Origin of the sequence: Thioalkalivibrio sp. ALJ4, from assembly GCF_000377225.1 — a bacterium.
Classification (GTDB): Bacteria; Pseudomonadota; Gammaproteobacteria; order Ectothiorhodospirales; family Ectothiorhodospiraceae; genus Thioalkalivibrio.
On the sequence record NZ_KB897918.1, the window covers coordinates 519,905 to 540,734 of the forward strand.

The 20,830-nt window shown below is 66.2% G+C and carries 16 protein-coding genes, 2 tRNA genes and 2 riboswitches; of the genes, 10 read left to right on the plus strand and 8 right to left on the minus strand.

Going from position 1 to position 20,830, the window contains the following annotated elements; all coding sequences use genetic code 11:
• Positions 1–9: 9 nt before the first annotated feature.
• The 3 genes from C936_RS0108655 (at position 10) to C936_RS0108665 (ending at position 437) form a co-directional block, all read left to right on the plus strand.
• Positions 10–85, plus strand: a tRNA-Ala gene (locus C936_RS0108655).
• Between the two features lie 25 nt (positions 86–110).
• The gene (locus tag C936_RS0108660; protein WP_012982227.1) at positions 111–341 is read left to right on the plus strand and encodes a hypothetical protein; all 231 of its coding nucleotides are present in this window, start codon (positions 111–113) and stop codon (positions 339–341) included.
• Between the two features lie 20 nt (positions 342–361).
• Positions 362–437, plus strand: a tRNA-Glu gene (locus C936_RS0108665).
• An 80-nt stretch (positions 438–517) separates the two neighbouring features.
• Here C936_RS0108665 and C936_RS0108670 read toward each other — a convergent pair.
• From C936_RS0108670 to C936_RS0108695, 6 genes are all read right to left on the minus strand, one after another.
• Positions 518–4,339 carry an AAA family ATPase gene (locus C936_RS0108670; protein WP_018648979.1) on the minus strand — a complete coding sequence of 1,274 codons (3,822 nt, stop codon included), beginning with the start codon at positions 4,337–4,339 and terminating at the stop codon, positions 518–520.
• 148 nt (positions 4,340–4,487) lie between these two features.
• Complete coding sequence (locus tag C936_RS0108675; protein ID WP_018138734.1) at positions 4,488–4,988, minus strand: hypothetical protein; 501 nt, start codon at positions 4,986–4,988, stop codon at positions 4,488–4,490.
• 138 nt (positions 4,989–5,126) lie between these two features.
• The gene (locus C936_RS0108680) at positions 5,127–5,390 is read right to left on the minus strand and encodes a hypothetical protein (RefSeq protein WP_018138735.1); all 264 of its coding nucleotides are present in this window, start codon (positions 5,388–5,390) and stop codon (positions 5,127–5,129) included.
• Entirely contained in the window at positions 5,387–6,826 is a 1,440-nt protein-coding gene (locus C936_RS0108685; RefSeq protein ID WP_018174790.1) for a deoxyribodipyrimidine photo-lyase, read from the minus strand. The genes C936_RS0108680 and C936_RS0108685 overlap by 4 nt, the downstream gene beginning before the upstream one ends.
• Complete coding sequence (locus tag C936_RS0108690; protein WP_018174791.1) at positions 6,826–8,358, minus strand: cryptochrome/photolyase family protein; 1,533 nt, start codon at positions 8,356–8,358, stop codon at positions 6,826–6,828. The genes C936_RS0108685 and C936_RS0108690 overlap by 1 nt, the downstream gene beginning before the upstream one ends.
• 63 nt (positions 8,359–8,421) lie before the next feature.
• Positions 8,422–9,405, minus strand: coding sequence for a MerR family transcriptional regulator (locus tag C936_RS0108695; RefSeq protein ID WP_038038618.1), 984 nt, complete (start codon positions 9,403–9,405; stop codon positions 8,422–8,424).
• Positions 9,406–9,658: 253 nt separating this feature from the next.
• Between C936_RS0108695 and C936_RS0108700 the strand changes: the two genes are divergently transcribed.
• Positions 9,659–11,515 (plus strand): thioredoxin domain-containing protein, encoded by a 1,857-nt coding sequence (locus tag C936_RS0108700; RefSeq protein ID WP_018174792.1) that lies wholly within the window; start codon positions 9,659–9,661, stop codon positions 11,513–11,515.
• Between the two features lie 101 nt (positions 11,516–11,616).
• Here C936_RS0108700 and nadC read toward each other — a convergent pair whose 3' ends face one another.
• Both nadC and C936_RS0108710 read right to left on the minus strand, forming a co-directional pair.
• Positions 11,617–12,519, minus strand: a complete 903-nt coding sequence (gene nadC, locus C936_RS0108705; RefSeq protein WP_018174793.1) for a carboxylating nicotinate-nucleotide diphosphorylase — start codon at positions 12,517–12,519, stop codon at positions 11,617–11,619.
• Positions 12,509–13,900, minus strand: coding sequence for a sodium:alanine symporter family protein (locus C936_RS0108710; RefSeq protein ID WP_018174794.1), 1,392 nt, complete (start codon positions 13,898–13,900; stop codon positions 12,509–12,511). Before C936_RS0108710 ends, nadC begins: the two co-directional genes overlap by 11 nt.
• 167 nt (positions 13,901–14,067) lie before the next feature.
• Between C936_RS0108710 and C936_RS0108715 the strand changes: the two genes are divergently transcribed.
• The 6 genes from C936_RS0108715 to gcvPB all read left to right on the plus strand — a co-directional run bounded on the left by C936_RS0108715 (position 14,068) and on the right by gcvPB (position 20,707).
• Positions 14,068–14,997, plus strand: coding sequence for a ZIP family metal transporter (locus tag C936_RS0108715; RefSeq protein WP_012983088.1), 930 nt, complete (start codon positions 14,068–14,070; stop codon positions 14,995–14,997).
• A 184-nt stretch (positions 14,998–15,181) separates the two neighbouring features.
• Positions 15,182–15,283: riboswitch (glycine riboswitch) on the plus strand.
• A gap of 1 nt (position 15,284) precedes the next feature.
• Positions 15,285–15,394, plus strand: a riboswitch (glycine riboswitch).
• Positions 15,395–15,504: 110 nt separating this feature from the next.
• Positions 15,505–16,602: a glycine cleavage system aminomethyltransferase GcvT gene (gene gcvT / locus C936_RS0108720; RefSeq protein ID WP_018174795.1), complete on the plus strand. Its 1,098-nt coding sequence runs from the start codon at positions 15,505–15,507 to the stop codon at positions 16,600–16,602.
• 74 nt (positions 16,603–16,676) lie between these two features.
• The gene (gene gcvH, locus C936_RS0108725) at positions 16,677–17,069 is read left to right on the plus strand and encodes a glycine cleavage system protein GcvH (protein WP_012983086.1); all 393 of its coding nucleotides are present in this window, start codon (positions 16,677–16,679) and stop codon (positions 17,067–17,069) included.
• A 118-nt stretch (positions 17,070–17,187) separates the two neighbouring features.
• On the plus strand, positions 17,188–18,546 hold the full coding sequence (gcvPA, locus tag C936_RS0108730; RefSeq protein ID WP_018174796.1) for an aminomethyl-transferring glycine dehydrogenase subunit GcvPA: 1,359 nt from the start codon (positions 17,188–17,190) through the stop codon (positions 18,544–18,546).
• Positions 18,547–18,596: 50 nt separating this feature from the next.
• Positions 18,597–19,124, plus strand: coding sequence for a thiol peroxidase (gene tpx, locus C936_RS0108735; RefSeq protein WP_018137939.1), 528 nt, complete (start codon positions 18,597–18,599; stop codon positions 19,122–19,124).
• Between the two features lie 71 nt (positions 19,125–19,195).
• Positions 19,196–20,707: an aminomethyl-transferring glycine dehydrogenase subunit GcvPB gene (gene gcvPB, locus C936_RS0108740; protein WP_018137938.1), complete on the plus strand. Its 1,512-nt coding sequence runs from the start codon at positions 19,196–19,198 to the stop codon at positions 20,705–20,707.
• Positions 20,708–20,830: the final 123 nt, after the last annotated feature.

A 20,830-nucleotide genomic window follows, 5' to 3' on the forward strand; every position in this document is an offset into this window, starting at 1 on the left:
GCCTGACACGGGGCCATAGCTCAGCTGGGAGAGCGCCTGCATGGCATGCAGGAGGTCGGCGGTTCGATCCCGCCTGGCTCCACCAAATTCGGGTGTAAGCGAGTTCACCGATGCATCGTTTTGGGGTTATATCCATCTGGGTGGGTCTGGTGATTGCAGTGGTTGGGCTGTTCGGCGGTTTCGGGCTGATGTTCACCGGGGAGCAAACCTGGTCCAAGCCCCTGATTGCGGCGGTTCCGATCGGATTTCTTCTGGTGTTTACCGGTGTTGTAACCACGATCATTTATCGTGAGACCGCCGGAGGTCACAGAAGCGGCCGGCCCCAGGGCCCGCCAAACTAGCAACAAGACGTTGCCTCTGCGTCCCCATCGTCTAGAGGCCTAGGACACCGCCCTTTCACGGCGGCGACCGGGGTTCGAATCCCCGTGGGGACGCCATTATTCCGAGAAGGCCCGAATCGAAAGGTTCGGGCCTTTTCTTTTGTGCGCGCCGGTACCCGTGCTGGCGCGGGACCGGTTCAGGCGAGTTGCGGGTTTTGCTGCAGCGCCTGCTCGGATGGGTGTCGTCGGGGGATGATGCAGTGGTTGATGCGCAGGAGTTCGCGTTCGCTCCACTGGCGCCAGACGTCATCGCGAGCAAAGCGGGCATAGTCGAGCAGGGTTAATCGTTCGATATTCGGGTTGCCGTGGTCGTGGGCCAGACGGCGCGCCCGCTCCAGCTCCTGCCAGCCCTCGTTGTCGGTGCCGTCGCTGCGTTCCAGTAGCGCATGCGCCCGCAGTCGCCGGATGGCGGGTTCGAAGCCGTGGTCCCCTCGTTTCAGGCAGTTGGTCAGTGTATCGGTGGCGATCTGCAGACGCTCCGAGGGCTTGGCGCCGGTTGCATGCAGGGCGTCGAGCAGGAAGAGCTGAAAGATGGTGCTGACGCCATCCATGATGTGGCGCAATGCATCTGCCTGTTCCCGGAGTGGAGCCACAGCCGAGGGGTCGCCCTGGCGGGCGAGAGCCCAGTGCTGTAGTGCCAGGCCTGAGGCCCGCCAGAGGGGATAGTCATAGTCCTCGGCAATCGCGAGCGCGCGGCGGGCGGAGGTCAGGGCTTCGTCAGGGTCGTCGGCGAAGAAGCCAAGCGCTGCCCGGAAGGCGTAGACAAAGGCCTCGGTGGGGCGGTGTTCCAGCGCTGTGGCCTCGGCGCAGGCCGCATCCATTTCATCCCACGCGCGAGCGTGGTTGCCGAAGAAGAGGAGCGTCCAGGCCATGAAGCCGCGTGAGCTGATCGCAGGGTTTTCGGTGTGGCGCGCGACCAGGTGTGGGTGGTCGTCTTCGCGGTACAGGGCGAGCGCCTGGGTCTGGTGTTCCAGCGCCAGCGGCAGCTGGCCACTCCAGAAGTGCGTGTTGCCTTGTACATAGTGAGCGGCGATCCGTAGCAGGCGGTCGTTCGACTGCTCTGCGACCTGCTCCATGTCGTTGGCCAGGCGGTGGGCTTCATCAAAGCCATGCCAGGATCCGGCACCGTGCCAAAGTCCCCAGAGCACACGGAAGTACTGCACCGCGTCTCGCTGGGGCGCGGTGATGCCCAGCGTACGCTCAAAGATCGCGTGCACCGTGCGCGAGCCGTATCCCAGCAAGGCGAGGTTTGAGGCACCCAGTCCGCCCAGGGCTCGCTGGGTCTGCGCATCGCGTTCTTCCGAGGGTTCCCGCTCACCCAGCTCGCGATCGAGGCAGCTGAGCGCGTCTTCGAAGTAGTGCGAGGCCTCCAGCAGCATGCCCCGGGCGAACGCCGCCTCTCCCGCCTCGAGCCAGGCGGGCACCGCCTCCTCCACACGCCCGGCGTGATAGAGATGGCTGGCCACCTGGCCCCAGTCGATACTGCTCGTGCCTTCATCGTCACGCAGGAGATCGGCCAGGCGGCCGTGAAGACGCGTTCGTTCGGCCACCAGCATGGATTCGTAGGCGGCCTGCTGAAACAGCGCGTGACGGAACCGGTAGCGCACACCGTCCAGGACGCCGACCGGCTCGATGAATCCGCGGCCGGTGAGGCGGCTGAGCTGGCGGCGGATCACGTCGGCCGGCTGCTCCAGGAGGTGACTCAGGATGCGCGTATCAAAATCGCGTCCGATTACGGCCGCGGCGTGGGCCAGGTCACGCGCGGTCCCGGTTTGTTCCAGACGTGCCACCAGCAGATTAGCCAGCCCGGGCGGCAAGGTGTCGGGCAGGGTCCCGGTGCGCGCCGCTTCGAGGGTGTAGCGCGTCAGCTCCTCGAGAAAAAGCGGGACGCCCTCGCCGCGTTCGATGAGTTGCGCGCGCAGGTGTTTCGTCAGGCGATGCCGGGTGTCGCAACGCTCGATGAGTTCATGTGCAGCCTGGTCGGGCAGGGCGTGCAGTCGCAGGTGCTCGAGCGGGACATCGCGCCAGTTGGAACGAAAACTCATGCGGGCCGTGAGCAGGGTCAGCAACGGGCGGTCATGCAGGCGCTGATACAGGCGTCGGAGGAATTCGGCCGTGCCGGAATCCATCCAGTGCAGGTCGTCGCAGATCAGCAGGATGGGGCCTCGTTGGGCTCGGCGCCGGGCGAGTTCGACGAGGACATCAATGATGTGATCCCGGTCGAGACCCTGCGCGGCCAGTGCTTCGAGCCCGTTGCTGTCCGGGTGTGTGAGCCAGTGCGCCAGGGCGTCGGCGATGTCCGCATCGAGTGACCGAGCGGTGCCGAGGGCACGTGCCAGTCGGCGCTGGCGGCTGGCATTCATGCTGCCGAGCCCAAGCCAGGTGGCGAACGCTTGACGCACGGGCGTCAACAAGTGCCGCGAGCGGTCCTCGCGGCACTTCAGCAGGAAGCGCGAGCGCGCCTGGCCGCGGATGCGCTCGTCGAGGTGTCGTGCGAGACGGCTCTTGCCCAAGCCGGCTTCACCCTGAATCAGTACATAGTGTGGTTTGTGATGTTCGAGTGTCTGGCGCCAGATCATGTGCAGGCGCTCAAGCTCCTCTGTGCGTCCCGCCAGAGGAGTGAGGCCACCTCGGGCGTGCTGGGCATCGACGCGATCCAGGGGGCCGGGGTCGCCGGTGACGCGCTGGCTTCCTTCGAGTACTCCCGTGCCTGCGTGAGGGCTGAACAGAAAATACCCCGAGACGCGCTGGTGCACGGATGGCGAGACCACGAGCGTCCCCGTGTCGGTCGAACGTGCCAGAGCCTGTGCGCGCTGGCTGAGCAGGCCAGCGGGGTCGGGGGTGTCCGGGTCGACCCCGGTTACGATGAGGTCGGTATCGACGCTTATGCGCAGCTCGCAGTCGCTCGGGGCTGTTTGCAGGACTTGCCAGGCGGCGTGGACGGCATCGACGGTGGCCTGCTCGCGACCTGCAGGATAGCCAAAATAGGCGAGGAGGCCGCTGCCAGGGGCCCGAACCACATGCCCCCGATGGTTCAACAGGACCAGGTCCAGTTGCTCCAGGGTGTGTTGCATGCGTTCATTCTGCAGCTCGACGTCAAGCTCGGCGTCCGCCTGGACCAGGCAGGCCACAACGGTGACCCGGCGGCGCTCGGCACGCAGAGAGGCTGTTTCGGGTGTGGTAGTCGAAGACACCGTTGCCGGTGTCTTTGGTGTTGGGGCCAGGATTTCGTCGCGGGTTCGCACCAGCAGGTGGCCAGGGCCATCGACCGCCTGGCGCTCCAGGCGGCCAAAGTGTTCCAGCGCCCGCTCGCGGTTACCCATGCCGGCCAGGGTCAGCATGACCAGGCGGTGCAGGGCCTCTTCATGGGGCTCCATCGCCAGCAGTCGCTGGAGTTCGGTGAGCAGGGCTTCGGCGTCTGCGGAGTGGCAGAGATCGTCGAGATTTTCCTCGATCAGGAGGAGCAGCTGGGACCAGTAGTGGTCGCGCTGTGTCTGTGCCCAGGCGGCGAGCTCGGGGAGATCCTGGAGTGCGCGCACGGGATCAAGAAAGGGGCCATGGTAGTGGCGGATGCTCGCGAGGGTTTGTGCGGCCAGTTCGTTGCAGCTCAGGTGGCTGCGGTCGGCCCGCAGGCGGTGCAGGGCGAGGAAATCGATCTCGGTGCCGGGCTGAAGCTGGAAGTGGACGTAGCGCGGTGTGGCCTCGAGCAGGGCGGCGGGCGGGTCCGGCAGTTGCCGCCGCAGTTGAAATAGCCCCTGGCGCAGGTTGACACGTGCGCTGTCGCTGTCCAGCTCGGGCCAGAACAGGTGCGCCAGCTCCTGGCGTGGCACGCGCCGTGGGCATTCGGCCGCCAGGTAGGTCAGCAACAGCCCCAGCTTGGTGCCGGACAGGGCGGGCACATCACGGCCCTCGACCCGCACGCCGACTGTGCCGAAGGTCGTGATCTCCAGATGAGCCAACCATCCCCCCTGTCGCAAACGCCGGGCGCATGCCAACGGGCGTCGTCGCCGCTGTTGCCGGTGCCCGGGTGGTTATTGCGTGTCTTGCCCGCGCTGTCTGGCCGCGAGACGAAATCACCCGGATTGTACCGGGATTTGAGGTGCTGGGTCAGTCGATCCGGATAGTGGTGTATCCCTGCTGCTCGTAGCCCATGATGGACAGGAAGGTGTTGCCCACCAGATTGACGCCCGGGATCAGGTCGTCCTGGCCGAGATCGAAGCGACGGGTGGCGATATAGCAGGCCTCCATGTGGACACCATCCAGCTCCTGGATGTCGGCCAGGCGGTCATGGATGTGGCGTACCGCCGATACGTCCTCGATCTCCAGGTGGTCGGTGTCGCGTGCAATCAGCGCGGCGGCACCACCGCGAAACGCGAACACCATGTTCGGTTCCAGACCCTGGCGCACCATGTCCTCGTGGGTCTCCTCGATAACGCTCAGCCGGGCAATCAGGCGTTCGGGATCGCCAATGGTGATGTCCCAGAGGATCTGGCCGTGTTCGATGCCTGCGAGTGCACGCTCGTCGGAGGGCTTTTCCGCCGCCACCGGACCCGTGAGCAGGAAGGCCAGCAGGACAGTACCGATCATGCCGATCAGCCGGTATTTCATGGCGAGCTCCTTGCCGACCCAGAGCCGGTTTCTGCGGTGACTATGCCTCGAGTTTAGGGCATGGGGACCCGTGTGCACACGAGTTCCCATGCCCAGCCTGCTTCGGGGGGCCGGTTGGATGGCCCCCGCGCGGGCGATTTAGTGCCCGTGGTAGCCCTTGTGCAGGTACTCGACACCCTCGAGGTTTTGCACCTGGATCTCGCGCACCGGGATGAAGCGTGCAGTGCCGGGCCCGACGATCTCCTCGGTCACTCGGATGCGGTACGGGGCTTTCGAATTCAGGACCTGCCCGACGTATTGCTTGCCCTCGTGGGTCACGCGTACCGGGGTCGTCTTGTCGTGGCGGCTGAAGTTGTAGCTAACGCCTTTGGGGTAGTTCAGGTTGCGTTCGGAAAAGGTCATGTCTGGGCCTTGCTGGATGACTTGGTTTGACTGGTTGATGTGTTCTTGATGGCCTCGAAGGCCTCCAATGCGGCCTGGCGGCTGGCTTTCAGGTCGACGATCGGGTCGGGATAGCCCAGGGTGCCGCCGGCGCCCGGGGCGTGAATATACCGTGTTTCGGTCTTCTTGAGCACCGGCAAAAAGCGTCGCACGAATCGGCCGTCCGGGTCGTATTGTTCCCCTTGGCGTTGTGGGTTGAAGATTCGGAAATACGGTGCGGCATCGGCGCCGCAGCCACCGGCCCACTGCCAGCCCAGAGTGTTGGAGGCAAGATCGGCGTCGACCAGGGTGTCCCAGAACCAGCGGGCGCCGTGCCCCCAGTGCAGGCGCAGGTTCTTGGTCAGGAAGGATCCTACGACCATGCGCAGGCGGTTGTGCATCCAGCCGGTTTCCCACAGCTGGCGCATCGCCGCGTCCACGATCGGGATTCCGGTGCGGCCCTGTTGCCAGGCGGCGAGGTCGGCCTCCGATTCGCGCCACGGGAAATCCTCGAAGCGCGGGTTCAGGGGCTGTTCCGGCGTGTGCGGGAAGTGATAGAGCACATGGTGCGCAAAGTCGCGCCAGCCGAGTTCGCGCACGAAAGACTCGGGCCCCTTGTGCTCCAGGCTGATGTTGGCATCGCGCAGGGCGCGCAACACTTGCCGCGGCGAAACCTCGCCAAAATGCAGATGCGGTGACAGCCCGGAGGTGCCGTCCTGGTCGGGGCGGTCGCGGCTGTCGGCATAGCCTGTGATCGACTGCCCGAGGAACCGCTCCAGGCGTGCCTGGGCGCCGCGTTCGCCGGGTGCCCAGGTGGCGCGCAGGCCGGCGGCCCAGTCGATTCGGGGCAGCAGTGCCAAGTCGTCGAGCGTCAGGGAGGCCGGTGGTTTTTCGGGCCCCGGCAGGCGAGAAGGGGCGGGGAGCGGGTCCTGTTCAATCCCGCGCTGCAGGCAGGCGCGCCAGAACGGGGTGAAGACCCTGTACGGGCCGCCCTGGCCGGTCTCGACGTCCCAGGGCTCGATCAGCAAGGCCGCGTTGAAGCTGCGAACCTCCAGGCCGTCGGCACGCAGCCCGGCCTTGATCCCCTGATCGCGCAGGACGCGGGCCGGTTCGTATACGCGGTTCCAGTACACGGCCTCGGCGCCCGTCTCGACGACCAGCTCGCGCAGGGTGTCGAGGCTCGGGCCGGCGCGAACGACCAGAGGGCTGCCGGCCTTGTTCAGCGCCTCGTTGAGCGACTGCAGGCTGTGGTGCAGCCACCAGTTGGAGGCGGCCCCGGGGGCCCACTGCAGGTCCTCGTCCGGGGCATGAATGAAGACCGGGATCACGGGCCCGCCACGTTCGGCGGCGGCTTGCAGTGCGGGCTGGTCGGCCAGGCGCAGGTCCTGGCGCAGCCAGACGAGGGTGGGTCCGGGCATCAGAGTCGCTCCCCCTGCTGCAGCCGTTCGCGGATCGCGGCGGCCTGTGTGCGAATGGCCTGAAGGCGTTCGGTGTCCATCTTCTCGATGTGCTTCCACTGCAGCGCGGTGCGCGGATGATTCGCGAAGCGTTCGCGGTGGCGATCGAGGAAGTCCCAGTAGAGGGTTGTGAACGGGCAGGCGTCGTCGCCGAGCGCCTCGGTCGGGCGGTAGCGACACTGTGTGCAGTAGTTGCTCATGCGCTGGATGTAGCGCCCGGTGGCGACATAGGGCTTGGAGGCCATGCGGCCGTCATCGGCGTATTGCGACATGCCGATTACGTTCGGAATCTCCACCCATTCCACCGCATCGACGTAGATGCCCAGATACCACCCGTGAATGGCGGTCGGTTGTACCCCCAGCAGCTGCGCGAACAGGCCGGTGACCATCAGGCGCTGGATATGGTGGGCATAGCCAAGACGCAGGGTCTGGCCGACGGCTTCGCGCAGGCAGCGCATCTCGGTGTCGGCATCCCAGTACAGCGCCGGCAGCGGTTCCCCGGCTTCGAGCGCGTTCCAATCGTGCCAGCGCTCGCCGAAATGGAAATACAGGCCGCGCACGTATTCGCGCCAGCCCAGGATCTGGCGGACAAAGCCTTCCACTGCGGCCAGCGGGGCATGGCCACGGCGCCAGGCGTCCTCCGCTGCAGCGATCACCTCGCGCGGGCTGAGCAGGTGCAGATTCAGGGCGGCGGACAGGCGGGCGTGGTACAGCCAGGGTTCGCTGCTCCACATCGCGTCCTGGTACTGACCGAAGTGTGGCAGCCGGTGGGCGATGAAATCGTCCAGCGCCTCGCGCGCATGCGCGGGTGTGACTGGCCAGTCGAAGTCCTCGCAGCGGCCGGGGAGGTCGGGCAACTGCTCGGCGACGATCTGGATGACCTCGCGCGTGACGGCGTCGGGCGGGAAGCGTCTCGGTGCGGGCAGCAGGCCGGGACCTTCGCGGCCGAAATGCCCCCGGTTCTCGGCGTCGAAGTTCCACTGGCCGCCGGCGGGCTTGCCGTCATCCATCAGCACATCAAGACGGCGGCGCTGGTCGCGGTAGAAATACTCCATGCGCAGTTGCTTGCGGGTCCCGGCCCACTCGGAAAATGCCTCGAGCGATACCAGGAACAGCGGGTCGGGCAGGATGGTGAGCGTGACCCCGGCTCTGCGGCAGGCCGTCTCCAGCTCGCGCTGTACGCGAACTTCGCCGGGTTGCAGGACCTGAACTTCGCGCGGACGCAGGCGGCGCAGATCGGCCTCCAGGGCGGACTCGAGCGTGTGATGCCCGTGGTCGCCCAGGGCATGGTAGTGCAGCGCCCATCCGTCCTCGCGCTGGCGCCGGGCGAAGTGGCGCATCGCCGAGAGAAACATTACGGTACGGGCGGCGTGCGACGGGACATGCAGCGATTCGCCCGGCACCTCGGCCATCCAAAGGGCGTCGCGGGAGGGGTGCAGGGTTTCCTGCACGGGGTGCGGCTGGGCGAGCTGGTCGCCGAGTACCACCAGCAATTTCGTCGGGTGGTCGTTCGCGCTCGGAGGTTGGCCGGAGTCCACGAGCCGTGGTGGACCGGCTCAGTGAGGCAGTTGTCGGCTGAGGAGTTCGGCCGCTTCGAGCGGCGCGCCGGGCAACACTTCGATTTCGCGCTGGTGATTCACCTGGGAGAGTTCGAGCGCCGCGGAACCCGCCAGATAGCAGCGAGGCCCGGGGCGATTCAGGATAGCCTCGATGCGCGGCAGTTCGGGGGAGCGCATCAGCTGCGAGGAGCCGTGGATTATCACGGCAGGCGCGGACTGGCGTTTCACCAGCGCCTCGAGGGCCTCGGGGCTGGTCGCGTCAAACAGGGGCAGTGTTTTGAGGCCTCGCCGGGCGCAGGCCAGTTGCAGGAGCATGCCGCCAACCTGCTGGTGCCCGCCGCCCAGGACCAGGCAGGGGATCGCGGGACCTTCGCAGGCCCGGATCGCTGCGCGCAGCTGATCGGCAAAGGCCGCGGTGGCCCAGGCCGCGAAAACCGCCAGGCGAACCTCGCCTTCGGGCGAGTGCCGCGATTCTTCCCGCAGGCGCCGATAGACCTCGAGAAAGGCGCTTTCATGCACGCCGTTCCAGCCGTGGCGCATAACCAGGCGCGCGTAGGTCCTCTCCAGCTGAGCCGTGTCCAGTTCCGCGGCAGAGGAATAGAGCGCCTCGGCCAGTGGGTCGAGCGTGTGAGGGGCGATACCGGGTTTGCTGGTGCCCGTGCGATTGCGGCTGGCGGATGCTTCGGATTGGGTATGCGACGAGGGGGGCGGTTCCACCGTTGCGCTTTCGCTGGCCAGGACACGATGGACCTGGGAGACCGGAATCCCCTGATCGAGCAGCTCCAGGATGCGCTTGATGCGGGCAATGTCGTCTGCGCTGTATAGCCGATGACCCTTGGGGGTGCGCATCGGGCGAATCAGCCCGTAGCGACGCTCCCAGGCGCGCAGAGTGACGTCATTGATCCCGGTCTCCGCGCACACGTGGCGGATGGGATAAAGACCTTCCTGTTCGGATGTGCCCAATTGTGTCGCGCTGGCCATGGGTTAATTGTACAGCATCTGTACGGATCATGTACTGCGTTTTCGGGCCGAGCATCGGCCGTACTGATGGTTGCCGTCAACCCCGGCCTCGACCGCTCCCCCCGCGATTGGCCACCAGGCCTTCATGGGGGGTTCTGTTGGAATGAACCCGAACGGGGTTTAGTCCCCTAATAGGGCAAAGGATCCCATACGGAGGCGAACAATGCCGCAGGACGGACACAGAGCGCGACATCCGGTCATTCGGGGAGGTTCTATGCTGGCCGTGATTACAGCCCTGTCCTGGGCTGTGGCCATGCCGGTGCAGGCCAATCCCGAAATGGCAGAAAGTATTTCCCCGTACCTCAGATTGCATGTCGACGACCCGGTAAAGTGGCGTGCCTGGGATCCTGCGCTGCTGGAGAAAGCCCGCGAGGAACAGCGCCCGTTATTGATCTCGAGTGGGTATTACTCCTGCTATTACTGCCACGTCATGCAGGAGGAGAGCTTCCAGGACGAAGGCATCGCCGAGCGCCTGAACGAGCATTTCATCCCGGTCAAGGTCGATCGCGAGGTGAACGGTGCGCTCGATACCTATCTGCTCGAGTTTCAGCGCGCCACCGCCGGGGCGACTGGATGGCCCCTGAACGTGGTGGTCACGCCCGAGGGGTACGCGCTGACAGGTGTGGTGTATGCCCCGCGTGATCAGTTCGCGGAGTTCCTGGATGGCATTGCCGACCGCCTCGAGGCCGACTATGACCGGCTTCTGGATCTCGCCCGACGCGGCAGTGACGAGCTCTCCGAGCAGCTGCGCAAGGGCGAAGAGCCCATGTCCGACAGCCGGGCGGCGCGTCTGCCGCAGGTCCTCTGGAACGCGATGGAACGCGAGGCCGATGACCTCCAGGGTGGGTTCGGGAGTTCAACCAAGTTTCCGCACTCGCCGTGGCTGCGCGCGATGCTCGAAGCCGAGCAGGCCGGCAAGGCGCCGAACTGGGTCCCGGAGTTTCTCGAGATCACCCTGGACGAGATGGGCGGGTCCGGATTGCGTGACGTACTGGGTGGCGGGTTCTTTCGTTATTCCGAGTCGCCGGACTGGGACGAGCCACATTTCGAGGTGATGCTGGAGGACCAGGCCCAGCTGGCCTGGCTTTACCTCAAGGCGGGTACGCATTTCGATCGTGACGACTGGATCGATATCGGCCTGGAGAATCTCGATTTCGTGAAGCGCGACATGGCCCTGCGCGAGGATGATCTGGGCGAACAGGCCGACGTCGGTCCCGATGGCTTTCGTGGGTTCGCCGCCAGTCTTTCGGCTATCGACGAGCAGGGGCGCGAGGGCGGCGCATACCTGTGGCCGGAGGAGGATCTCGACGCGGCGCTGGCGGATCACGAGAACCCGGAACTGGTGCGGGCCTATTTCGGGATGGAAGGCGCCTCGGTGTTCGACCTCGGATACCTGCCGCGTGGAGGCGATTCCATCACGCAACTGGCCGAGCGCTTCGAGCTCGACGAGGAGGTGGTGCAGGAGCAGGTGGACAGAGGCCGCGAGGCCCTGATCCAGGCTCGCGAGGAGCGCGGTCTGCCGCGCGATGAAAAGGTCCTGACCGGGGCGCACGGGCTCCTGCTGTCCGCGCTGGCGCTGGCGGCGGACCACGACGAGCGCTTCGAGGAGGCCGGAAAGGCCGTGCGCTCGTGGTTGCTGGAGGTGGCCGAGTCGCCTGATGAGTTGCCGACGCTGATGGGCCTCCCGAGCGAGGATGCCGGTGAGGCGACGCTGAACGATTACGCCTATGTTGCCCAGGGGCTGCGTGACTGGGATTCGACGCGCGACAGTGGTGATCGCGACAACGCAATCGCCTTGCTGGAGACGGCCTGGGAGCGTTTCCGCGACGACGACGGCTTTCGGTCCGAGCCGGAACCCCCGCTGCCCGGGATGATCTCGCAACGCTTCCATCCAGCGGTTCACCGGCCGTCGCCGACCACTCTGATCCTGCGGATGACCGAAGAGTGGCTGGAGGAGAGCGAGACGCTCAAGACGGCCTTCGAGGAGTACGACCTGCGCCCGGGGCGCGGAGTCGAGGGGCAGCCGAAGCATCATGCGCGGCTGATCCTCTGGTTCGAGGACCGCGACTGATCGCCAGCGCCCGGCGTGTGGCGCACCTGTCCGGGGCCGTTGAGGCTGGGCCTGGTTCGTGGTTCGTCTTTCAGTGTTTACGATGGCTTCGTGCGTGGCGGTTACAAGTCGAGGCGTAGGGAGAAGTCGATGGCGCGGACGTGCTTGGTCAGGGCGCCGACCGAGATGTAGTCGACGCCGGTGGCCGCGATCTCGGCGAGGCTGTCCGGCGTGACCCCGCCCGAGGCCTCGGAGATGGCCCGCCCCCGGATGCGCTGAACGGCGGTGGCGAGGTCGTCCCGCGAGAGTTCGTCCAGCATGATCACGTCGGCGCCCGCGGCCAGCGCCTGATCGACCTCGTCCAGGTTCTCGGTTTCCACTTCCACCCAGCGCCCGGCCCCGAGCGCGCGGGCGCGCTCGACGGCAGCCGCGATGGAGCCACAGGCGGCGATGTGGTTTTCCTTAATCAGCACGGCATCCCACAGCCCGAGGCGATGGTTGTAGCCGCCGCCGATGCGCACGGCGTATTTCTGCCCGTGACGCAGGCCCGGAAGTGTCTTGCGGGTGTCGAGGATGCGGCTGTGGGCGTCGCCCAGGCGGGCGACCCAGCGGGCGGTCTCGGTGGCGGTTCCGGACAGCGTCTGAAGCAGGTTGAGCGCGGCGCGCTCGGCGGCCAGTACGGCGCGGGCCGGGCCCTCGAGCGTGGCGACGGGCTGTGCGCCCTCGGGTTCCAGCACGGCGCCCTCGGCTACCTGCCAGTCGATACGGATCTCGGGTGCGAGGCTCGCAAAAACGCGGTCGAACCACGCCTGGCCACACAGCACGCCGGGCTCTTTCAGCAGCAGGGTGGCGCGCGCGGCGCGATCCTCCGGTACCAGTGCCGCGGTGATGTCGCCGGCCAGGGCATTGGGCCCCAGGTCCTCGGCCAGCGCCATCTCGACCTCGCGCACCAGCATGGCCCCGTCTGGCCGTGCCGGGCCCTGGGCGAACGGGTCATGCGGGGCGCGCTGCTGCTCAGCCGTCATGGCGATCGGGCATCGGGCGACCGGAAACATAATCGTCGCGCAGCTTCTTCACCAGCCCGGCCAGCAGGATCAGCGCGATCAGGTTGGGTGCGGCCATCAGGATGTTGGCGATGTCGGAGAAGTTCCAGACCATGCCCAGCGGGATGGTGGCCCCGATGACGATCAGGATCACGAACGCGATGCGATAGGGCATCACCGCACGATCGCCGAACAGGAAGTAGGCCGAGCGGTCGCCATAGTAGGACCAGGCGATCATCGTGGAGAAGGCGAACAGCATCAGGCTGAAGCCGACCACCATCGCGCCGAACGGCCCCAGCGTGGTGCTGAACGCGGTGGCGGTCAGCGAGGCGCCGACCACGTCGTCGGCGCGGTCGATGTAGGCGCCGGTGACCACGATCGCCAGGCCGGTCAGGGTACAGACGACGATGGTATCGATGAACGGCTCGAGCATGGCCACCGAGCCTTCGCGCGGCGGATCGCCGTTCTTGGCCGCGGCGTGAGCCATGGCCGAGGAGCCCAGGCCCGCTTCGTTCGAGAACATGCCGCGTGCGACGCCGTACTGGATGGCCAGACCGATCGCGCCGCCGCCGGCCGCCCAGGGGTTCAGCGCCAGGTTCAGGATGGTGGCCACCGCGGCTGGTACGGCCTCGATATTGGCGACGATCACGATGAACGCGCCGATCATGTACACCACGGCCATGAACGGCACGATGGCGGAGGCGATCATCGCAATGCGCTTGACCCCGCCAATGATTACCAGGGCGACGAGCACGGCCATGGTCAGGCCGATGATCAGCGCCATCCAGCCCATGATGTCGTCATCGGCGCGCAGGTTCGGGACCATGAAGGTCAGGCCATCGACTACAGAGTTCGCCTGCACCATGTTGCCGATGCCGAACGAGGCGATCAGGGTGAAGGCGGCGAACAGGATCGCCATCTTCTTCATGTTCAGGCCGTGCAGCAGGGTGAACATCGGGCCACCGGCGATAGTGCCGTCCGGCCCCACCTCGCGGTAGCGCACGGCGAGGGTTGTCTCGGCAAACTTGGTGGCCATGCCGAAGAAGGCGGTTACCCACATCCAGAAGAGTGCGCCGGGGCCGCCGAGGGCAATGGCCGTGGCGACGCCGGCGATATTCCCGGTCCCGATGGTGCCGGACAGGGCCGTGGACAGGGCCTGGAATGGCGAGATTTGGCCAGCGCCCCCGGCACGCCCATCGGTGCCACGCAGCGCGCGCCAGCCCTGGCGGAAGGCGACGACCTGCACCAGTCCCAGGCGGATGGTCAGGTAGAGTCCCGTACCCAGCAGCAGGATCAGCGTGATCGGGTTGCCCCACAGGAGGCTGGCGGTATCACCGAGGAACTGGTCGAGGGTCTCGAGCATTGCGAAGCTCCTTTTGCCGGGCATGCAGGGGGCGCTCCGGGCGAATGTACCGCGCCTTTTCCGCGTTGACGATAGGCAATCTCGAACACCGCAATAGAAAACAGGCGGGAACCGGGTTGAAATCCCGCCTTCTCAACAGCAAAGGGAATGGGTCTCAGGGAATGACTATGACGCAGGATCGACAGGAGCAGATTGACCAGGACACCGAGGGTTCGGCCAAGCCCGTCCCGCGGGTTTTTCTGGTCGGGTCACTGATCGTATTGGCGGCGTTCATCTGGCTGGTCAGCGTGATCTGGCCGACCCTGGAAGGGCGTATCGCGGACATGAGCACCCTGCAGATCGGTCTGCTGGCGAGCTTTGTTGCCGGTCTGATGACGGCTGTGGGCGCGATTCCGATCTTTTTCCTGCGCCGGATCAGCCAGTCGGTCGAGGACGCGATGATGGGCTTCGGGGCCGGGGTCATGCTCTCGGCCACTGCCTTCGAACTGGTGCTGCCTTCGGTGGAACATGCGGAGGTTCAGTACGGTGGTGTCGGCATGGCGATCCTGGTGCTGTCGGTGGGTATGGCCCTCGGCGGCGGGGCGTTGCTGGCGCTGCACAAGCTGGTCCCGCACGAGCACTTTCACATCGGCCCCCAAAGCGGGGCCGATCCCGCGAAGATCCGGCGGGTGTGGCTGTTCATCTTTGCGATCGCCCTGCACAACCTGCCGGAGGGTCTGGCCGTCGGGGTCGGCTTCGGCGGCGACGATGTCAGCGATGGCATCACCCTGGCGATCGCGATCGGTCTGCAGAACATCCCGGAAGGGCTGGTGGTGGCGATTGCGCTCCTCTCGCTGGGCTACAGCAAGTGGGCCGCGTTCGGCGTAACCCTGCTGACCGGCCTGGTGCAGCCGATCGGCGGGTTGATCGGGGCCGGCGCGATCACGCTGATGGAATTCTTGCTGCCCTGGGGCCTGGCCTTCGCCGCGGGGGCGATGCTGTTCGTGATCAGCCACGAAATCATCCCCGAATCGCACCGCAAGGGGCACGAGGCCCAGGCGACCGTCGGCGTGCTGGTCGGCTTCGTCGCGCTTCTGGCGATCGACCTGGCGCTGTAGCGCTGGCGCGGGCTCCGGTACTGTTCTTGCGCGGCGTGTAGTGGCAGCGCCCCTGAGGTTCGGCTTGGGGTGAAGTGGGGCTGCAAGCCCGCCGCCGAAAAGTCGCCGCCAGCCGTCCGGGCTTTCGCGAAGGAGGTATTTGGGTGTACAATTAGTTTCGTCTGCGGGTGCCCGACAATGCCCGCACACCGTTCTGGAAGAGATCTGCGATCGCAAGTCGATTGGCAGACGCCGAAGGCGCAACATCCGCCCGGAATCGCTCAGGCTACCGGACCGGAACGGTGCAGAAGACACACTCTGGAGAGCGGCCGGCGACGGCCCACCGAAGGGGGCGGCCCTGCAGCGAGTAATCGCTGGCACGGCGCAAACTCTCAGGTTTCAGGACAGAGGGGCGGCTGGCAGGTAGACCCTGCTGGCCGCCCTTTTTTTATGCCCCGCGTATACGTAGGGGACGCATCGGGCCGGCAGACGGTCCGTCTCATGAATACGGATGCAAGGCGACAAACGATGAGTCTGAAGAAAACGCCGCTTCACGCCGCGCACCAGCGCGCCGGGGCCAAGCTGGTCGATTTCGCCGGCTGGGAGATGCCGCTGCACTACGGCTCCCAGATGGAGGAGCACAAGATGGTGCGCGCCGGGGCCGGTATGTTCGATGTCTCGCACATGCAGGTCGTCGATATCCACGGCCCGCAGGCGCAGGCCTTTCTGCGCTACCTGCTGGCCAACGACGTCGCCAAGCTGAAGACCGAGGGCCGCGCCCTGTACAGCTGCATGCTGAACGAGTCCGGCGGCGTGATCGACGACCTGATCATCTACTGGACCGGGGGCGACAGCTACCGCGCCGTAGTCAATGCCGCGACCGCCGAGGGCGATATCGCCCACATGCAGCAGGTGGTAAAGGGCTTCGACGCGAACGTCGAGCCGCGCCCGGAGTTCGCGCTGATCGCGATCCAGGGCCCGCAGGCGGTGGAGAAGACGCTGCCGCTGCTGCCGGAAGACCTGCGCTCGGCCGGCGATCTCAAGCCGTTCTCCGCCGTCTGGAACGGCTCCTGGTTCGTTGCCCGCACCGGCTACACCGGCGAGGACGGCTTCGAGGTGATGCTGCCGCAGGCGGAGGCCGACGGCTTCTGGGAACAGCTGAAGGACGCCGGTGTGAACCCGATCGGCCTGGGTGCGCGCGACACGCTGCGCCTGGAGGCCGGCATGAACCTCTACGGCACGGATATGGACGACCAGACCAATCCGCTGACCGCGAATCTCGGCTGGACCATCGCCCTGAAGGACGCCGAGCGCGACTTCATCGGCCGCAAGGCCATCGAACAGTGGAAGGCCGAGGGTGTGCCGGAGCGCATGGTCGGGCTGGTGCTCGAGGGTCGCGGCGTGCTGCGCGGCGGCACCCGTATCGAGACCGCGGCCGGCGACGGCGTGGTGACCTCCGGCAGCTTCTCGCCGAGCCTGGGCGTGTCGGTTGCGTTTGCGCGCATCCCGGCCGCGGTGGACGCCGAGGAACTGCAGGCCGACATCCGCGGGCGCATGCTGCCGGTGCGGGTGGTCAAGCCCGTATTCGTGCGTAACGGCGAGCCACAGATCGAACTGAATCGCTAGCGATTTTATTGCCTCATGCCGCTTGCCACAGACTACACTGCGCAGGCGGGATCCAAACGAAAAAGGAAGACGTCATGAGCGAAGCACCGAAGGATCTGAAGTACACCAAGAGCCACGAGTGGGTGCGCCAGGAGGCTGACGGCAGCGTGACCATCGGCATTACCGATCACGCGCAGGAACTGCTGGGCGATCTGGTGTTCGTGGAGGCCCCGGAGGCGGGCAGCTCGGTCGAGGCCGGTTCCGCCTGCGCGACGGTCGAGTCGGTCAAGGCCGCCTCGGACGTGTACGCCCCGCTGTCCGGCGAGGTGACCGAGGCCAACGAAGAGCTGGCCGACAGCCCCGAGAAGGTCAACGAGTCGCCGTTCGACGAGGGCTGGCTGTTCAAGATGAAGCCCTCCGACGCGAGCCAGCTCGACGCCCTGATGGACGCCGACGCCTACGCCGCGCACGTCGAGGCCGAGTCCTGATCCGACGTTCCCGATGGGTCGGTTCCTGACGGAGCCGGCCTGGCTGGAGCGATAAGGCGCCCCGGGCATCCGGCCCGGGGCCCGATCCGAACTTCGCAGTAGCGAAAGCGAGTACGACATGCCCTTTATCCCGCATACCGAAGAAGACATCCGCTCGATGCTCGACCGCATCGGCGCCGATTCCATCGAGGATCTGTTCGACGAGATCCCGAAAGAACTGCGCGCACCGGCGCTCGAAAAGGTCCCCGAGGGACTGAACGAGATGGCGATCTCGCGTCTGATGCAGGAGCGTGCGGCGCGGGACGGCATGGCGTCCAATTTCATCGGCGCCGGGGCCTACGAGCACCATATCCCGGCGGCCGTGTGGCAGATCGCCACGCGTGGCGAGTTCTACAGTGCCTACACGCCGTACCAGGCGGAGGCCAGCCAGGGTACGCTGCAGCTGATCTACGAATACCAGACGATGATCAGCCGCCTGACCGGTATGGAGGCCTCCAACGCCTCGCTGTACGACGGCGCCTCCGCGCTGGCCGAGGCCGTGCTGATGGCCGTGCGCGTGAACCGCCGCTCGAAGAGCAAGAAGATCCTCGTGCCAGGCGCGCTGCATCCGGATTATCGCCGCGTGATCCACACCCTGATCGGTAACCAGGGCATCGAGCTGGTCGAGATCCCGTTCGACGAGACCTCTGGCCAGACGCCGGTCGAGGCGCTGGCGCCGTTCGCGGACGACGACGTGACCGCGATGATCATCAGCCAGCCGAACTTCTTCGGCATCCTGGAAGATGTCGACGCGCTCACCGGCTGGGCCGAGCAGCGCGAGGTCCCGGTGATCGCCGTGGTCAACCCGGTCTCGCTGGCGCTGCTGAAGCCGCCGGGCGAGTGGGGCGAGAATGGTGTGGACATCGTGGTGGGCGAGGGCCAGCCGCTGGGTGCCCCGCTGTCCTCCGGCGGGCCGTACTTCGGCTTCATGACTACGCGCAAGAAGCACATCCGGCAGATGCCGGGGCGTATCGTCGGCCGCGCCGAGGATGCCGACGGCAAGCCGGGCTACGTGCTGACACTGCAGGCCCGCGAGCAGCACATCCGCCGCTCCAAGGCGACCTCGAACATCTGCACCAACCAGGGCCTGGTGGTCACCGCCGCGACCATCCACATGTCCATGCTGGGTGACGAGGGCCTGACCCGCGTGGCCGAGGCCTGCTACGCCAACACCCACGCGCTGGTGGAGAAGCTCGCGGCCAAGGGCATCAAGCCGCGCTTTACCGGCGAGTACTTCCACGAGGTCGCGCTGGACTTCGGCGGGGACGCGGCGGACCGCGTGCAGGCGATGGCCGACGCCGGCGTGCTGGCCGGATACCAGCTGGGCCGCGACTACGCCCAGCTCGACGGCTGCGTGCTGGCCTGCGCGACCGAGACCAAGACGGATGCCGATCTCGAGCAGTATGTGACGACCTGCGAGCAGGCGAAGGCCGCCTGACGCAGGCCGCACCCGACGCGCCATACACCACAAGCCTGAGGAGGCACGCCATGGCCGAAGTCAAACTGAAGGGTAATCCGATCCATACCAACGGCGATCTGCCGCACGTCGGCTCGCCGGCCCCGGATTTCAAGCTGACGACCAAGGACCTCGAGGACGTCTCGCTCGCCCACTTTGGCGACAAGCGCAAGCTGATCTCGATCGTGCCCAGTCTGGACACCCCGGTCTGTGCCGAGTCCACCAAGAAGTTCGAGGACATGGTCAAGCAGCGCCCGGATCTGGAGATCCTGGTGGTCTCCGCCGACCTGCCGTTCGCAATGGGCCGCTTCTGCGCCGCCGAGAACCTCGAGCGTGTGACCGTGCTGTCGATGATGCGCGATCGCAACTTCGCCAAGGACTACGGCGTGCTGATCCAGGACGGCCCGCTGGAGGGCATCACCGCCCGCGGCGTCGTGCTGCTGGACACCGACAATCTGGTGATGCACGCGGAGCTCGTTTCCGAGATCGGCGACGAGCCGGACTACGACGCCATCTTCAAGGGCCTGGATGACCGGGCCGATTTGAGCCCGACGCAATAAAACACGGGCCATTGGCGGCCGGGCCTCCTGGCCCGGCCGCCTCCAACGAATTCCTGAAGCGAGAAACCGCTATGAACACCACGGAAAACCATCTGATCTTCGAACGTTCGCGTGCCGGTCGCTCGGCCGTGGCGCAGGCGCCTCGTGCGCATGCCACGACTGCCATCCCCGCGAACCTGCAGCGCAAATCGGCCCCCGGCCTGCCTGCGGCCTCGGAGCTGGATGTGGTGCGTCACTACACGCGGTTGTCGCAAAAGAACTTCTCCATCGACACCGAGTTCTACCCGCTGGGCTCGTGCACGATGAAGTACAACCCGCGCGCCTGTAACAGCCTGGCCATGCTGCCCGGCTTCCTGAACCGGCACCCGCATGCCCCGGCCAGCCACAGCCAGGGCTTCCTGCACACCATGTTCGAGCTGCAGGAGATGCTGAAGGACGTGACCGGCATGAAGGCCGTTTCGCTGGCCCCGATGGCCGGCGCGCAGGGCGAGTTCACCGGCGTGGCGATGATCCGCGCCTATCACGATGCGCGCGGCGACAGCGACCGCCGCGAGATCATCGTTCCGGATGCCGCACACGGCACCAATCCGGCCACGGCGATCATGTGCGGCTACGAGGTGCGCGAGATCCCGACGGACGCCATGGGAGACGTCGACCTGGAGGCACTGAAAGAGGCCGTGGGCCCGCAGACCGCCGGGATCATGCTGACCAACCCGTCTACCGTGGGCGTGTTCGAGCGCCGCATCTCCGAGATCGCGAAGATCGTGCACGACGCCGGCGGCCTGCTGTACTACGACGGCGCCAACCTGAACGCGATCCTAGGCAAGGTGCGTCCGGGCGACATGGGCTTCGACGTGATCCACATGAACCTGCACAAGACTTTCTCCACGCCGCACGGCGGGGGTGGCCCGGGTTCCGGTGCTGTGGGCGTTGGCGAGCGCCTGCTGCCGTACATGCCGGTGCCGCACGTGGTCGAGGACGGCGAGGGCGGTTACCGTTTCGCCACAGAGACGGACTACCCCGAGACCATCGGCCGGCTGTCCGCGTTTGCCGGCAACGCCGGCGTGCTGCTGCGCGCCTATGTCTACATGCGCATGCTGGGCCGCGAGGGCATGCAGCGCGTGTCCGAGTTCGCCACGCTGAACGCCAACTACCTGGCGCGCGAACTGGAAAGCGCCGGCTTCGACCTGGCCTATCCCGAGCGCCGTGCGACGCACGAGTTCATCGTCACGCTGAAGAAGCAGGCGAAGGAACTGGGTCTGACGGCCGGCGACGTCGCCAAGCGCCTGCTGGACCACGGCTACCACGCGCCGACCACCTACTTCCCGTTGCTGGTGCCGGAGTGCCTGCTGGTCGAGCCGACCGAGACCGAGTCGAAGGAGACGCTGGACGGCTTCGTCGAGGCGATGGTTGCGATTCTGGAAGAGGCCGGCCGCGACATCGACACCATCAAGGCGTCGCCGCACAACCTGCCCAACCGCCGCTTCAACGAGGTGGCCGCGGCCAAGGCGCTGGACGTGGTGTACCAGGAGCCGAGTACGGATGAAGGCGAGCCGGCCCCGCGTACGGGAACCAGCGGTTAATCCGGTCACGTTCGGTTGTGCTGTCAGGGCCCCCGGTTTCCCGGGGGCTTTTTTTTGCGTGCTGTACTTCTCGATTCTTGCGGGGGTATACGAAAAATTCCGACCCCTGTGGTAGGGTTTAGA

Excerpts from the sequence above, each read along its gene's own strand:
- C936_RS0108660 (WP_012982227.1), top strand. The coding sequence starts at position 111 with ATGCATCGTTTTGGGGTTATATCCATCTGGGTGGGTCTGGTGATTGCA.
- C936_RS0108675 (WP_018138734.1), bottom strand. The coding sequence starts at position 4,988 with ATGAAATACCGGCTGATCGGCATGATCGGTACTGTCCTGCTGGCCTTC.
- C936_RS0108680 (WP_018138735.1), bottom strand. The coding sequence starts at position 5,390 with ATGACCTTTTCCGAACGCAACCTGAACTACCCCAAAGGCGTTAGCTAC.
- C936_RS0108685 (WP_018174790.1), bottom strand. The coding sequence starts at position 6,826 with ATGCCCGGACCCACCCTCGTCTGGCTGCGCCAGGACCTGCGCCTGGCC.
- C936_RS0108695 (WP_038038618.1), bottom strand. The coding sequence starts at position 9,405 with ATGGCCAGCGCGACACAATTGGGCACATCCGAACAGGAAGGTCTTTAT.
- C936_RS0108700 (WP_018174792.1), top strand. The coding sequence starts at position 9,659 with ATGCTGGCCGTGATTACAGCCCTGTCCTGGGCTGTGGCCATGCCGGTG.
- nadC (WP_018174793.1), bottom strand. The coding sequence starts at position 12,519 with ATGACGGCTGAGCAGCAGCGCGCCCCGCATGACCCGTTCGCCCAGGGC.
- C936_RS0108710 (WP_018174794.1), bottom strand. The coding sequence starts at position 13,900 with ATGCTCGAGACCCTCGACCAGTTCCTCGGTGATACCGCCAGCCTCCTG.
- C936_RS0108715 (WP_012983088.1), top strand. The coding sequence starts at position 14,068 with ATGACGCAGGATCGACAGGAGCAGATTGACCAGGACACCGAGGGTTCG.
- gcvT (WP_018174795.1), top strand. The coding sequence starts at position 15,505 with ATGAGTCTGAAGAAAACGCCGCTTCACGCCGCGCACCAGCGCGCCGGG.
- gcvH (WP_012983086.1), top strand. The coding sequence starts at position 16,677 with ATGAGCGAAGCACCGAAGGATCTGAAGTACACCAAGAGCCACGAGTGG.
- gcvPA (WP_018174796.1), top strand. The coding sequence starts at position 17,188 with ATGCCCTTTATCCCGCATACCGAAGAAGACATCCGCTCGATGCTCGAC.
- tpx (WP_018137939.1), top strand. The coding sequence starts at position 18,597 with ATGGCCGAAGTCAAACTGAAGGGTAATCCGATCCATACCAACGGCGAT.
- gcvPB (WP_018137938.1), top strand. The coding sequence starts at position 19,196 with ATGAACACCACGGAAAACCATCTGATCTTCGAACGTTCGCGTGCCGGT.